The following is a 13,994-nucleotide window of genomic DNA, read 5'->3' as shown; positions in this document are numbered from 1 at the left end:
AGCACATATTAGGAAGATTATGTCCCACTCGTTATTACCAAAGCTGCCTAACTCAGTCATTTTAATCCTATTAGGTTTTGTTTCTGGCCTTCCTCTAGCACTGACAGCAGGTACGCTACAGGCCTGGTTGACCGTCGAAAATGTTGATATAAAAACGATTGGTTTCTTTTCTCTTGTTGGCCAAGCCTACGTATTAAAATTTCTTTGGTCTCCAATGATGGATAGGTATACCCCTTCTTTTCTTGGGCGCCGTAGAGGATGGCTACTAACAACGCAGATCCTCTTGATCATCAGCATTGCAGCGATGGGTTTCATGAGCCCAACGGAGCACTTATGGTGGCTCGCTGCGTTCGCAGTTATGGTGGCTTTTTGCTCTGCCTCGCAAGATATTGTTTTTGATGCCTACAAAACAGACTTACTCAGCGCTGAAGAACGAGGATTTGGGGCTGCGGTTTCTGTGATGGGCTACCGCATCAGCATGTTAGTTTCTGGCGGGCTCGCATTATGGATGGCAGATAAATTCCTCACATGGCAACAGCTCTATATGGTAATGGCAGGGCTGATGCTAATTGGTGTTTTTGCAACGCTACTCGCCAAAGAGCCAGAAGATAATGGGACCCCTCCTACCTCTCTGAAAGATGCGATTTATAAGCCACTTTCCGAATTTTTTAGCCGTAACAATGCATGGTTAGTCCTCTTATTAATCGTGTTTTATAAGATGGGTGATGCATTTGTAATGGCGCTAAGTACTAACTTTTTATTGAGTGGCCTTGGTTTTACCTTAAGTGAAGTTGCCGCTGTCAATAAAACCGTCGGTATGGCTGCCACTATTTTTGGGGCTTTGTTTGGTGGTTACCTCATGAAGAACATGAGCCTCTTTAACGCCTTATTGGTGTTTGGTATTTTGCAAGGCGCTTCAAACATCGGCTACTGGTTCCTTGCGGTAACGCCACCAAACATTATCAGTATGGGTTCAATCATTGTTATCGAAAATATTTTTTCAGGGATGGGAACCGCGGCATTCGTAGCGTTATTGATGACATTATGTAATAAATCATTGTCGGCAACACAATTCGCTTTATTATCCGCACTTTCGGCGATAGCTCGTGTGTACATCGGCCCAGTTGCCAGTATTGTGGTACTTTCTTATGGCTGGCCAACCTTCTATCTTATTTCAATTGTTGTTGCGGTACCCAGTATCCTTCTATTACTTGCCTGTAAAACCTCTTTAGCCTATACGCAAACCACAGGGTTATTCCAACGCAGGGAGCTGTACCCACAAGCGTATAAAATTGCCGTTTATATCCTTTTAACCGCAATTGGTATATTGGCTCTATGGCTATTAACTCTCTTATTTACCTCGTTTGCTTCAGTCAAAATTTACTTATTCACCAATTACATCTCTCTTTGGCTTGCATTACCTGAATATAAAAACTTTATTTTCAATACTGGCGCAAGTATTGGTGCACTCAGTTTAATCATTGGTGGCTGTCTCGATTTCTTCGCTGTCCGCAAAATAGTTAAGAAATAAAATATTAACAATGAAATCATCCCTAACTGAAATTAATTCGGTTAGGGTTTTTATTGACCTTTTAAATTAGATCTGACTAGCAAATATTGATATATCCATCGCCATAACGTGACAGACATCACTCATTGCGTGAAATATATTTTTTTATTGCAAATGAAAAGTCTAATATCTCACATGTTAAGGGCTAATCAGCCTTTTGGCTGACAACAATAAATCTCGTTAATACTCAAACGAAAATAATATATCATGAAAAAACAACTTCTCTGCGTCGCGGCAATCGCTTCTTTAGCTGGAACGGCCAATGCTGACGACTTTTTAGGCTATCAGAATGGTTTCGCGGATATCAATGTCAACTATCTAGACTGGTCTCACCGCACTGAAACTAAATCAGAAAATACCACTCGTAAAAAAGACTTTGCTTATATTGAATTAGAAGGCGGAGCTAATTTTAATTGGGGTGAGCTATACGGCTTTTTTGATGTAGAAAACCCATTCCACAAACGTCGTACAGAACCGGGACGCAACCAACGCTATACCATCAAAACAACAGGTCGCTTCTATTTAGGTGATACTGGTTTCAACGTCTATGGTCACGTATATGGTACATGGTCAATGCCAGGTGCGAAATATGGCGGTAATTTCCATGAAGTCAATACGTTATACGGTTTAGGTTATAACACTTCATTTGGTGATCTGTGGTTTAAACCTTTTGTGGCAATGCACTATGTTGACCAAACTTACTATTCAGGCAATAACGGCTATGTCGTTGGTTGGGTTGCAGGCTATGGCTTTAAGATGTTTGAAGAAAACTTCATGATCACTAACTGGCATGAAATGGAGTTTGCTCGTCATAAGCGTTACGGAAATGGCGGACGTGATGGGGTGAACGGGGCGCTAGCATTTTGGTGGAATGCAACACCAAACTTAGCAGCCGGTGTCCAATACCGCTATGCAGACAATAAATTGGGTGATGATTTTTATCAAGATGCGATCATTTATACATTAAAGTATACGTTCTAAGACGGCCTATTTGATTGTAATAAAATTTTAAAAACACTCTTTTATTTTCAATGAAGTAAAAATTTTTCTTAGCTATTTTGCCGATAAGGTAGTGAAAACTGCCTTATCTTGATAAATAATCGTATATTTACCTACCATTTTATTTAACATTCATATCAGTTCCCCTGTTTTTAGCTCACTTTTGTATATATTTTTCTTTGATAAATGACAAAGATACTTTAAAATCTGCTCTGTTTTAGCAAAGAATGCCTATAAATTAGATAAGCTTTAACTTTTTCATCATAAGTTCTTCACATGTGATCATATTAACATAAAGAGCTAACAATCCAGCTTCTTTACCTTACAATTGTTTACACTCACATAACCTTACCGTAGAATGCCCCCACTGATGAAACGACAATTAGAATCTTTGTCATTTGGGGTCGTGGATGAGACTTATGAACTACAAAAAAAGCATTGGGGCAATCTCACTGGTTGCTGCTGCCTTCCTATTAGGTGGCTGCGATATGGTGTTGATGGATCCTAAAGGCGCCGTTGGCGTTAAACAAAAAGAGCTGATTCTTATTGCAATCGGCTTAATGCTCGTTGTTGTGATCCCGGTTATTTTCATGGCGTTTATCTTTGCTAGAAAATATCGTGAATCCAATAAATCAGCAACCTACCGTCCTAACTGGGCTCACTCAAATAAAATTGAGTTAGTCTGCTGGACTGTTCCTATCATCATTATCATTATTCTAGGTACTATCACTTGGAAAACGACTCATGAGCTTGACCCATATAAGCCATTAGTCAGTGATCAGGAACCTGTCACTATTGAAGTTATTTCAGCTGACTGGAAATGGATATTCATCTATCCAGAGCAAGGCATCGCAACAGTGAATGAAATCGCATTCCCTACTGGTGTCCCAGTTAACTTCAAAATTACGTCTGATTCGGTGATGAACTCGTTCTTCATTCCATCTTTAGGTGGCCAAATCTACGCAATGGCAGGTATGCAAACTAAACTTCACCTAATCGCTAATGAACCAGGTACCTACAAAGGCTTCTCTGCAAGCTATAGTGGCCACGGTTTCTCTGATATGAAGTTTAATGCGATTGCAACGGCTGATCGTCAAGGTTTTGATGAGTGGGTACAAAAGGTGAAAGCTTCACCGAAAACAATGGATACCATGCAAGCTTTCGACGAAGTCGCGAAGCCTAGCACAAACGTTCCTGTTACCTACTTCTCTAGCGTGAAACCAAACCTGTATAACGACATCGTTCTCAAGTTTGGCCATGAGCACCATAAGGGTCACGCTCCTGTTGAATCGAAAGATGAAAATACAGGTCACACTATGAATATGGGCCATTCTGCTCATACTGGCGTTGAGGAATAAGGGCATGTTCGGAAAATTAACACTAGACGCAATTCCGCTCCATGAACCTATTATCGTTATCACACTAATTGCTATCGTTATTGGCGGCTTGGCGCTAGTTGGTGCGATTACATATTTCGGTAAATGGAAGTGGTTGTGGAAAGAATGGTTAACCTCTGTTGACCATAAAAAAATTGGTGTCATGTACATCATTGTCGCAATGGTCATGTTGTTCCGTGGTTTCGCGGATGCCATCATGATGCGTGGTCAGCAAGTACTTGCTTCTGCTGGCCAAGAAGGGTTCTTAAACCCTCACCACTATGACCAAATCTTTACCGCGCACGGCGTTATCATGATTTTCTTCATGGCTACGCCTTTCGTTGTTGGTCTGATGAACTTAGTTGTTCCTCTGCAAATTGGTGCGCGTGACGTTGCTTTCCCATTCCTTAACTCATTGAGCTTCTGGTTCTTTGTAGTGGGTGTTGTTTTAATCAACATCTCTTTAGGGGTTGGTGAATTCGCTCAAACAGGTTGGTTGGCTTACCCGCCATTATCTGGCTTGGAGTACAACCCCGGGGTCGGGGTGGATTATTGGATATGGAGTCTCCAGATATCCGGTATTGGTACTCTATTAACTGGTGTTAACTTTATTGCGACCATTATCCGTATGCGTGCACCGGGTATGTCGATGATGAAAATGCCAGTATTCAGCTGGGCAGCACTGTGTACTAACGTACTGATCGTGGCAGCATTCCCTATCTTAACTGTCACTATTACCCTTCTGACTCTTGACCGTTATCTGGGCACCCATTTCTTCACTAACGATATGGGCGGCAACATGATGATGTACATCAACCTGATTTGGGCCTGGGGCCATCCAGAGGTGTATATTCTTGTTCTACCAGTATTCGGTGTGTTCTCAGAAATTGCAGCGACTTTCTCCAAAAAACGTTTATTCGGTTACACTTCCTTAGTGTGGGCGACTATCGTTATTACCGTGATGTCCTTCATCGTTTGGTTGCACCACTTCTTTACGATGGGCTCAGGAGCAAACGTCAACGCCTTCTTTGGTATCGCTACGATGATTATCGCAATCCCAACTGGGGTTAAGATCTTCAACTGGCTATTCACTATGTACCAAGGTCGTATTGAGTTTAAATCGCCAATGCTGTGGACTGTCGGCTTCATCATCACCTTCTCTGTTGGTGGTATGACTGGTGTTCTGCTAGCGGTTCCAGGTGCAAACTTCGTTCTGCATAACAGTCTATTCCTGATCGCTCACTTCCATAACGTTATCATTGGTGGTGTTGTATTTGGTTGTTTCGCAGGTATGACTTACTGGTTCCCGAAAGCGTACGGCTTTACTCTGAATGAGAAATGGGGTGTTCGTGCCTTCTGGTTCTGGATCACTGGTTTCTTCTTAGCATTTATGCCGTTGTACATTCTTGGCTTCATGGGTATGACCCGTCGTTTAAGCCAAAACATTGACCCTACATACCATACAATGTTAGTTGCTGCTGCTTGTGGTGCTGCATTGATCGCTATCGGTATTGCATGTCAAGTTATCCAAATCATTGTGAGTATCCGTGACCGCCATGAAAACCGCGACTTAACCGGTGACCCATGGGGTGGACGTACACTGGAGTGGGCAACTTCTTCTCCACCACCATTCTACAACTTCGCGATTGAGCCAAATATTCAAACTCGCGATGCATGGTGGGATATGAAAGAAAAAGGCATCGCTCATAAGAAACCGACTTCATATGAAGAAATTCATATGCCAAAAAATACAGGCGCTGGCGTGATTATCGCTGCATTTAGCTTGATTTTAGGTTTCGCGATGATCTGGCACATCTGGTGGCTGGCAATCGTTGGTTTCGGTGGCATGATTGTTACTTGGATTGCAAAAAGCTTCGACGAAGATGTTGATTACTACGTACCTGTTGCTGAAATCGAGGAAATCGAGAATAAGCACTTTGAAGACCTACGTAAGGCAGGTGTGAACGATGTCAACTAACACTATGACTAATCATAACGCAGCCCATGCAGAGCATGGGCACCACGATGCAGGCGGAACTAAAGTATTTGGTTTCTGGCTGTATATCATGAGTGACCTTATTCTGTTCGCCAGTTTATTTGCAACTTATGTTGTTCTGGCTGATGGAACTGCGGGCGGCCCTGAAGGTAAAGATATCTTCAGTTTGAAGTTCGTTTTAGGTGAAACTTTCCTACTATTATTTAGTAGTATCACCTACGGCTTCGCCATGATTGCAATGCATAAAGGTAAGATTGGACAAGTCAATTTATGGCTGTTCGCAACCTTCCTGCTCGGTCTTGGCTTCGTTATCATGGAAGTTTATGAATTCCACGAACTGATCGCTGAAGGCTTTGGCCCTGATCGTAGTGGTTTCTTGTCTGGCTTCTTTGCTTTAGTTGCAACACATGGTTTGCACGTAACTGCTGGTCTGATTTGGATCATTATTATGATGATTCAAGTCACTCGTCGTGGTCTTACTGACGTGAACCAAACTCGTTTGAACTGCCTGAGCTTGTTCTGGCACTTCTTAGATGTTGTTTGGATCTGTGTATTTACCGTTGTTTATCTTCTGGGGGCTATTTAAATGAGTCATGCAAAAGATGCTCACACTGGAGCAAGCCACGGTAGCGTAAAAACATACATGATTGGTTTTATACTGTCGGTTATTTTGACAGTCATTCCTTTCTGGATGGTGATGGAAGGCACAGCTTCACAAGCAGCTATCCTTTGGACAGTTGTTGGTATGGCTGTTGTGCAGATCCTCGTACATTTAGTATGCTTCCTGCACATGAATACTTCATCAGATGAGCGCTGGAACCTGGTAGCATTCCTGTTCACTATGCTAATCATCGGTATCGTTGTCGTTGGCTCTCTGTGGATTATGTACAACCTGAACATCAATATGATGCTCGACTAAAGAGTTGCCGATATGTTTAAGCAATACCTGCAAGTGACCAAGCCAGGAATTATTTTCGGAAATCTAATTTCTGTGATCGGCGGTTTTCTACTGGCCTCAAAAGGCACTATTGATTATCCGCTGTTTATTGCGACTTTGCTGGGTGTATCACTGGTCGTGGCTTCTGGTTGTGTTTTTAACAACTATATCGACCGTGATATCGACCGTATCATGGAAAGAACGAAGAATCGCCCTTTAGTTAAAGGGCTGATTGACCCGAAAATTAGCCTGATTTACGCCGCTGCATTAGGTATTGCTGGCATGCTGCTACTTCTTGTAGCAGCTAATGCTCTGGCAATGCTCCTTGCGGTAATTGGTTTCATCGTTTATGTAGGTATTTACAGCCTATATATGAAACGTAAATCAGTCTATGGCACGCTAATTGGTAGTTTATCAGGCGCAGCGCCACCGGTTATCGGTTACTGCGCAGTCACAAACGAATTTGATACAGGTGCACTGATCCTGTTATTGATCTTCAGTTTGTGGCAGATGCCACATTCGTATGCTATCGCGATTTTCCGTTTTAAAGACTATAAAGCAGCCAATATTCCTGTTTTGCCAGTTATTAAGGGGATCTCTGTCGCTAAGACACATATCTTCTTATACATCTTGGCATTTATGGTTGCCACTTTGATGTTAGCCATCAGTGGTTACGCAGGATATAAATACCTCGTGGTGGGTGCTGCGGTCAGTCTTTGGTGGCTTGGCATGGCAATTTCTGGTTTTAAAACCGAAAATGATGACCGTGTTTGGGCTCGTAAACTGTTTATCTTCTCCATCGTTGCGATTACTTCATTAAGCGTGATGATGTCAGTTGATCCGACAGTTTCAACCGATACTGTTATAGCTTTGGTGAGATAATTTCTATACTCTAAATAATTCGAGTTGCAGGTAAGCGACAAGAGAAGATAGCCGATGAGCATGGATAAACGATGTAATTCGGCTAGCTAAGCTTAGTCCCTTATACCTTAACGAAAAGCCCTGCAACTTGAAGGATGACGAGTATAACCATATTAATTCTAACGGCAGGCTTGTCCTGCCGTTTTTATTTGCACTAATTAGCCTACCCTACTGAATAACTTTTATGTTCTAATAACGAGATATTCACTTCTAAAATAGCTAGATAAACAAAGCCTTTCTGACTAGTAAATAATTATCTACTCTAAAGATTCGGGGTTCAGCTAGACAACTAATCCCTAACCCCATGAGTAATGATGTGAATAGCGTTTGTAATTAAAGAGGTCACCGCTACAGCTTGAAGTTTCACGAGTAGAATACTCTAAATAATTCAAGTTGTAGCAAGGCGGCAAATGTAACTAATCCCTAGGAGCATACAAAAGTATGTGACTAGGGTTAGTGAATGAAGCCAACACAGCTACAGCTTGAAGTATGACGAGTATTTATGAATGACAACAAAATGACGCCTAACGAACTCCGCGCTACTTGGGGGTTAGGATCTGTTTTTTCCCTACGCATGTTAGGGATGTTTATGGTATTACCTATCTTGACCAGTTATGGCATCCACTTAAAAGGCTCTACTGAATTTTTAGTGGGTTTAGCTATCGGAATATATGGATTAAGCCAAGCCATTTTCCAAATTCCATTTGGGTTACTGTCAGATAAAATCGGTCGTAAACCTCTCATTGTATTCGGATTGATCATTTTTATTATTGGCAGTGTGCTGGCAGCCATGAGTGATTCTATCTGGGGTATTATTATTGGCCGTGCCTTACAAGGTGCAGGGGCAATCTCCGCAGCGGTTATGGCCTTACTGTCAGATTTGACCAGAGAACAAAACCGTACTAAAGCGATGGCATTTTTGGGGATTAGTTTTGGTTTAACTTTTGCTATCGCGTTGGTTTTGGGTCCTATTATTACCCATTGGGTTGGTTTGAGTGGGCTGTTTTGGGGAATAACGCTACTGGCAGGCGGAGCCATCGTCGTTACTCTATTTGTTGTCCCTAATAGCCATAATCACGTCACTAACCGTGAATCCGCCTTTGTGAAAGGTAACCTACGAGCAGTTCTAACGGCGCCACAATTACTTAAACTCAATTTTGGTATATTAAGCTTACATACATTATTAATGTCTAGCTTTGTAGCTTTGCCGTTACTTATGGAAAAAGCGGGCTATTTAGCCAAAGATCATTGGAAAGCTTACCTAGTCACCATGTTAGTCGCGTTTGTTTCAGTACTACCTTTCATTATTTATGCTGAAAAACACCGTAAAATGAAACAGGTATTTATTTTTTGTATTACCCTACTCGCATTGGCTGAAATCACGCTATGGCTATCAGGTGATCATTTATGGGTGATCTTTGTCGGCCTACAACTCTTTTTCGTTGCTTTTAATATCATGGAAGCCATTCTGCCTTCACTGATCAGTAAAGAAGCGCCTGCTGGCTATAAAGGGACTGCAATGGGGGTTTATTCCACCAGCCAATTTATCGGTGTTGCTATCGGGGGAATACTTGGTGGCTGGTTATATGATGTTAATGGCGCCGCTGCGGTGTTTATTGGTGGATTATTATTAACAGCAATCTGGCTTATTGTTAGCTTAACCATGCAGCAACCACCTTATGTCAGTAGTATTCGCTTAGAATTACCTAGCCACCTTACAGATAGCACACGGTTGCAAGCATTGTTAGCATCACAACCCGGTGTTATTGACGTTGTCGTTGTTGCCCAAGAATACAGTGTGTATCTTAAAGTCGATAGAAAAGCCACATCAAGAGAGCAGTTAGAAACAGTTATCTCACAATTTTGATGATAACTGCACCTTCTGTTGTTTCGAGTATAGGGCAAAAAGTGCAGTCAACTCATGGGATCATTTAAAATATGACTGTTTTTATCGTGGTGCTATACCTGTTGGATAGCAGTTATAGCTCATTTTATAAATAAAGGCTCCCGCACGTGAAGTTTGGATTTCACCTTGACTGGTGATACCCAAAAATTTTCCTGTACAACGGCCAATAATATAATCAAAGAAAAATACCGAACAAACAGGGATAATTTTTTCTCTAAACGTAAAAATATACATGTCTTCTTCAAATTTGTAGCAGGTAGCATAATCCATATCACCATGACCGAATTGCTCACCACGTAAATTCTGCCATGCATAGCGTTCTGAATTAACATAGAAGTGTTCGTAATAATGATTAGGACTATAAACATTCAGTGTTCTATAACCAATAAGCTCACGAGTTGGCCGAGGCTCTTCACCTGTGACCTCACCACCAAGGATCACCCCAGCCTGAAAATGCTGTACTAACCGCGAGCCATTACTCACTTTCCCCTCCGGTAATAAAATGCTACGAACAGTTAATACGCGCCGTGTTGCTATATTTAAGATCAAGGTTAAACTTTCATTTTGTTTATCCGTAAACTGAATATCGAAAAAATAATGATCTTTTGAAGTACAAACTTCTTCGCAGGGATCACAACCATATTCATCGTTGTATTGCCAATTAACCAATAGGTGACTTTGCTCTCCCTGAACAAATTGTAACTCCATAATACCGCCATCTGAATACTCTATAGTGATGGTTTTATCTAACCAATCCTGTGTATTAGGTAATCGATTCGTATCAATTCCTTTTGCAAAATCATCATAATTTTTCCAGCCAGATTCAGCATTTTGGTTTAATACATCTTGTTTTTCTGATCTCGACATATTCACCTTCTTTTTCTAAGTTAATATCATTACTGACTGCTAAACGTTTTATTCACAATCAACCAACGTGAATCGATTTCAACAAGAGATAAATAATCGATAAATTGCAATCCGTGGTAGAGTAATTTGACTTTCACATTGGCTATTCCCCCAGAAATATCAATAGTGACAATCTGCATAGAAAAAACTTCACCACATTCAGACGGGATCGGCATATGACTGATTTTATCTAGCCACTGTGATAACGATAATTTTTCAAACTCCCCCACAAGATAGCCAAATAATTGAGCATCTGGATGAAAAGCTTGGGTAAGCAAGCCAATATCGCGGTGATGCATTCCAAGAAAATAGGATTGTACAGTGCTATTGATTTCGCTTAATAGAGTATCTGACATCGTTCACTCTCCTGTTATAGGCATAGATTTTGATTGTGTTCGCTTTGCAATAACCAATGGCGCAGTTTCTTTCAAAAAGCAGGCTAGAATGCAAGAAAGTAATGCACCAACTGAAGCGATCAACAGAGGGCTAGCTAGCCCATAGTTATCAGCAATAAACCCAGCGGTGAAAGGTGCCACAAAGCCACCAATAAACTCGCCAATTCCCATAATCAAGCCTAATGTTGAGGCTATCATGGTTCTAGATACGGTTTCCGAAGGAATTGTTGCCATGAATAAAGTAAAGCAGCCCATTCCGGTATAAGTCAAAAAAACAATAATCCCTAATAAAAATGGATTATTGATATAACAAAGAAATAAAGGACAGCTCATTGCAATCAATGAAAAAAAGATAAGAATGGGTTTTCTACCTAGACGATCAGAAATCGCGGGGATCACAGTTCCCCAAAATACCCACGCAAAACCAATAGCACTGACAATCAACCCCATAGATTGTTCACTGAAGCCACGCTCTTTGACAAGAAAAGTCGGTGTGAAAGTGACAATAAGAATAAACCATGTCACAAAAAAGCAAGATATAAAAATACACAAGATAACATTTTTATTTTTACAAATTTCTTTATAACTGGTTTTTGCTATTTCTTTTTCATTTTTTTCAAATTTGCTATCCGCTATATCAGTCGTCAGATTTTTATTACTATTAATTTTCACCAGTTTATAAATTAAGAAAGCTAATATCAAACCGGGGATTACGGTAATATAAAAGGCATTTCGCCAACCATAATCGAGAGCAATCATAATAATAAGTGGCGGAGCGATAATTGCACCAAGCAATCCCGGAGCTGTGGCTTGAACTAACCCCATATTTAATCCACGGCGTTTAACTTGTGATGCTTCTAACATCAAAGATTGTGATATTGGCAATACAGGCCCTTCGGCGATCCCCATTAAGGCTCTGAAAACTAATAATAGAGCAAATGAAGACACAATTCCTGAAAGCCCTGAGAATACAGAGAACATCGCAACACAAATCACTAACATCGGCTTTCTAATATTAAAGCGGTCTGATATCGCCCCTAAGCCAGCGCCAGATAATGCCCAGCATAGCGCTAAAATAGCCGATAGCATTCCAAGATGTGCATTAGTAAGATTTAATTCATCTGACATCATCGGAAATAAAAAAGAAAGGGACAAGCGATCAAAAAAAACACAGCCAAATACACAAAACAAAAGTAGTAATAATTTATTTTCATAGCTAAATAAATTTAGTTTATTAATAACTATTTTCATTATTCAAACCTCACAATTAGGCTTATTCAGATATTATTTAGCCTAATCTAGCAAGTCAATTTATTTGTTACTATTTTGTTAATGATGAATTTTATCTATTTAAAAAACGCAATGAAATAAAAATACAATTAATTCACAAAAACAATTAATAAAAAATAAATTAGACCGATATTTTTATTATATTTTAGAATATCATTCTTTAGGTCGATATTCATTTAAAGTTAATTATTTCTATATTAATTATATGAGCTAAAATTTTAAAATAAAAAAGAGGAAATATGAAACCAAGGAATATCGTTATTACAGGCGGTGGAACAGGGATTGGTGAGGCTTGTGCCCATTTATTTACGCTTTTGGGAGACAACGTTTTTATTATTGGTCGACGAGCTGAACCTTTGCAAACCGTTGCTTATCAAACTGGCGCTATCGCTATTACTGCTGATGCCGCCACTGAAACTTCATGGAATGAGGTTATTTTACCGCAAATTAAACAACATACCGATACTATAGACGTTTTGATTTGTAATGCAGGCGCGATGGGGATAGGTAAAGCCGAAGATATCAGTGACCACCAATGGCATCAGGCTATGACCGCTAATTTAGACAGTGCTTTTGCGAGTGCCCGTGCTTGCCTACCTAATTTAGTTCAAAGCCAAGGCAACATACTTTTTATTGGCTCAATTGCTTCATTAGCATCAGGGCCTGAAGTTTGTGGATATGTTACCGCAAAGCATGCAATCATTGGGTTAATGCGTTCTATTGCTCGTGATTATGGTCGTCAAGGCGTAAGAGCCAATGCCATTTGCCCTGGATGGGTAAAAACGCCAATGGCTGATGAAGAAATGCAACCGCTGATCAATCAGTATCAATTTACGTTAGATGAAGCTTACCAATACGTTTGCCGTGATGTTCCATTACAACGCCCTGCTACACCAAAAGAAATCGCCCTTGCCTGCAAATTTTTGTGTTCAGCTGATGCCGCAATCATTACAGGAACAACACTGGTTATTGATGGTGGTGCAACAGCCGTTGATTTACCCACTCTCGCTTTTACTGAAGGCGCTATCAGGGCATAACGTAACATCCTATTGATAGGTACTTTATCTAGCAAAAGTACCTATCAAATCAATGACGGATTACTGCAACAGTAAAACTAGTCGCGGAAGTTATTGAATTGGAAAGGTTGCCCTAAATCACTTGAACGCACTAACGCCATAACAGATTGCAAATCATCGCGCGATTTTCCAGTGACACGAACCTGCTCACCTTGGATCTGAGCTTGCACCTTCAATTTGCTATCTTTAATTGCTTTGACAATTTTCTTAGCAACCGCTGACTCGATACCTTGTTTTAAGGTCACTTCAACGCTATAAGTTTTTCCGCTGTGAACAATCTCCTCAGGGACATTCAATACTGCGCCATCAATACCGCGTTTAGACATTTTTTCTCTTAAAATATCCAGTAATTGTAGAACCTGAAAATCGGACTCACTGGTTACCTTGATGGATTCACTTTTGTCGTTTAACTCAAAACTCGCCGTCACATTTTTAAAATCCCAACGACTGGTTAATTCACGCTCGGCATTTTCTACCGCATTTCGTACTTCATTCATTTCAACTTCAGATACAATATCAAATGATGGCATGGTTAAGACCTCCTGATAATCAATATGATGCATGATAGCTGCTTTCTATTGATAGCAAAAGTACTATACTGGAAATCTACACTCATCACTGC

At 40.5% G+C, this 13,994-nt stretch carries 13 protein-coding genes; 9 read left to right on the top strand and 4 right to left on the bottom strand.

Translation table 11 applies throughout. The annotated features are described in order from the left end of the window. The first annotated feature begins 19 nt into the window (after nt 1–19). The 8 genes from M1E96_RS03535 (at nt 20) to M1E96_RS03500 (ending at nt 9,666) form a co-directional block, all read left to right on the top strand. The gene (locus M1E96_RS03535) at nt 20–1,531 is read left to right on the top strand and encodes an MFS transporter (RefSeq protein WP_319066948.1); all 1,512 of its coding nucleotides are present in this window, start codon (nt 20–22) and stop codon (nt 1,529–1,531) included. 246 nt (nt 1,532–1,777) lie between these two features. Next, nucleotides 1,778–2,551 carry an outer membrane protein OmpK gene (locus tag M1E96_RS03530; protein WP_070926775.1) on the top strand — a complete coding sequence of 258 codons (774 nt, stop codon included), beginning with the start codon at nt 1,778–1,780 and terminating at the stop codon, nt 2,549–2,551. A 428-nt stretch (nt 2,552–2,979) separates the two neighbouring features. After that, nucleotides 2,980–3,927, top strand: coding sequence for a cytochrome o ubiquinol oxidase subunit II (cyoA, locus tag M1E96_RS03525; protein WP_272580388.1), 948 nt, complete (start codon nt 2,980–2,982; stop codon nt 3,925–3,927). 4 nt (nt 3,928–3,931) lie between these two features. Then, complete coding sequence (gene cyoB / locus M1E96_RS03520) at nt 3,932–5,923, top strand: cytochrome o ubiquinol oxidase subunit I (protein ID WP_272580389.1); 1,992 nt, start codon at nt 3,932–3,934, stop codon at nt 5,921–5,923. Then, entirely contained in the window at nt 5,913–6,527 is a 615-nt protein-coding gene (locus M1E96_RS03515) for a cytochrome o ubiquinol oxidase subunit III (protein ID WP_140181908.1), read from the top strand. Before cyoB ends, M1E96_RS03515 begins: the two co-directional genes overlap by 11 nt. Beyond that, on the top strand, nt 6,528–6,860 hold the full coding sequence (locus tag M1E96_RS03510) for a cytochrome o ubiquinol oxidase subunit IV (protein ID WP_070926779.1): 333 nt from the start codon (nt 6,528–6,530) through the stop codon (nt 6,858–6,860). A 12-nt stretch (nt 6,861–6,872) separates the two neighbouring features. After that, complete coding sequence (gene cyoE / locus M1E96_RS03505; RefSeq protein ID WP_070926781.1) at nt 6,873–7,760, top strand: heme o synthase; 888 nt, start codon at nt 6,873–6,875, stop codon at nt 7,758–7,760. Nucleotides 7,761–8,301: 541 nt separating this feature from the next. Further along, nucleotides 8,302–9,666: an MFS transporter gene (locus M1E96_RS03500; RefSeq protein WP_272580390.1), complete on the top strand. Its 1,365-nt coding sequence runs from the start codon at nt 8,302–8,304 to the stop codon at nt 9,664–9,666. A gap of 81 nt (nt 9,667–9,747) precedes the next feature. Here M1E96_RS03500 and M1E96_RS03495 read toward each other — a convergent pair whose 3' ends face one another. Genes M1E96_RS03495 through M1E96_RS03485 form a run of 3 tightly spaced genes read right to left on the bottom strand, consistent with a single transcriptional unit; the run spans nt 9,748 to nt 12,257 of the window. After that, on the bottom strand, nt 9,748–10,572 hold the full coding sequence (locus M1E96_RS03495; RefSeq protein WP_070926783.1) for a MoaF C-terminal domain-containing protein: 825 nt from the start codon (nt 10,570–10,572) through the stop codon (nt 9,748–9,750). 29 nt (nt 10,573–10,601) lie between these two features. Then, entirely contained in the window at nt 10,602–10,967 is a 366-nt protein-coding gene (locus M1E96_RS03490; RefSeq protein ID WP_070926785.1) for a nuclear transport factor 2 family protein, read from the bottom strand. 3 nt (nt 10,968–10,970) lie between these two features. Further along, entirely contained in the window at nt 10,971–12,257 is a 1,287-nt protein-coding gene (locus M1E96_RS03485; RefSeq protein WP_319066957.1) for an MFS transporter, read from the bottom strand. A gap of 278 nt (nt 12,258–12,535) precedes the next feature. On the opposite strand from M1E96_RS03485, the gene M1E96_RS03480 reads away from it, so the two are divergent. After that, on the top strand, nt 12,536–13,333 hold the full coding sequence (locus M1E96_RS03480; RefSeq protein WP_140186882.1) for an SDR family NAD(P)-dependent oxidoreductase: 798 nt from the start codon (nt 12,536–12,538) through the stop codon (nt 13,331–13,333). 77 nt (nt 13,334–13,410) lie between these two features. Here M1E96_RS03480 and M1E96_RS03475 read toward each other — a convergent pair whose 3' ends face one another. Beyond that, on the bottom strand, nt 13,411–13,902 hold the full coding sequence (locus tag M1E96_RS03475; protein ID WP_140181946.1) for a YajQ family cyclic di-GMP-binding protein: 492 nt from the start codon (nt 13,900–13,902) through the stop codon (nt 13,411–13,413). Nucleotides 13,903–13,994: the final 92 nt, after the last annotated feature.

Origin of the sequence: Providencia sp. PROV236, assembly GCF_033676985.1 — a bacterium.
Classification (GTDB): Bacteria; Pseudomonadota; Gammaproteobacteria; order Enterobacterales; family Enterobacteriaceae; genus Providencia; species Providencia manganoxydans.
Note: the sequence above shows the minus strand (reverse complement) of the source record. Positions and strands in the feature narration are given on the sequence as shown.

Bases quoted from the DNA above. Each gene is read 5' to 3' on its own strand.
- M1E96_RS03535 (WP_319066948.1), top strand. From the start codon at position 20: ATGTCCCACTCGTTATTACCAAAGCTGCCTAACTCAGTCATTTTAATC.
- M1E96_RS03530 (WP_070926775.1), top strand. From the start codon at position 1,778: ATGAAAAAACAACTTCTCTGCGTCGCGGCAATCGCTTCTTTAGCTGGA.
- cyoA (WP_272580388.1), top strand. From the start codon at position 2,980: ATGAGACTTATGAACTACAAAAAAAGCATTGGGGCAATCTCACTGGTT.
- cyoB (WP_272580389.1), top strand. From the start codon at position 3,932: ATGTTCGGAAAATTAACACTAGACGCAATTCCGCTCCATGAACCTATT.
- M1E96_RS03515 (WP_140181908.1), top strand. From the start codon at position 5,913: ATGTCAACTAACACTATGACTAATCATAACGCAGCCCATGCAGAGCAT.
- M1E96_RS03510 (WP_070926779.1), top strand. From the start codon at position 6,528: ATGAGTCATGCAAAAGATGCTCACACTGGAGCAAGCCACGGTAGCGTA.
- cyoE (WP_070926781.1), top strand. From the start codon at position 6,873: ATGTTTAAGCAATACCTGCAAGTGACCAAGCCAGGAATTATTTTCGGA.
- M1E96_RS03500 (WP_272580390.1), top strand. From the start codon at position 8,302: ATGAATGACAACAAAATGACGCCTAACGAACTCCGCGCTACTTGGGGG.
- M1E96_RS03495 (WP_070926783.1), bottom strand. From the start codon at position 10,572: ATGTCGAGATCAGAAAAACAAGATGTATTAAACCAAAATGCTGAATCT.
- M1E96_RS03490 (WP_070926785.1), bottom strand. From the start codon at position 10,967: ATGTCAGATACTCTATTAAGCGAAATCAATAGCACTGTACAATCCTAT.
- M1E96_RS03485 (WP_319066957.1), bottom strand. From the start codon at position 12,257: ATGAAAATAGTTATTAATAAACTAAATTTATTTAGCTATGAAAATAAA.
- M1E96_RS03480 (WP_140186882.1), top strand. From the start codon at position 12,536: ATGAAACCAAGGAATATCGTTATTACAGGCGGTGGAACAGGGATTGGT.
- M1E96_RS03475 (WP_140181946.1), bottom strand. From the start codon at position 13,902: ATGCCATCATTTGATATTGTATCTGAAGTTGAAATGAATGAAGTACGA.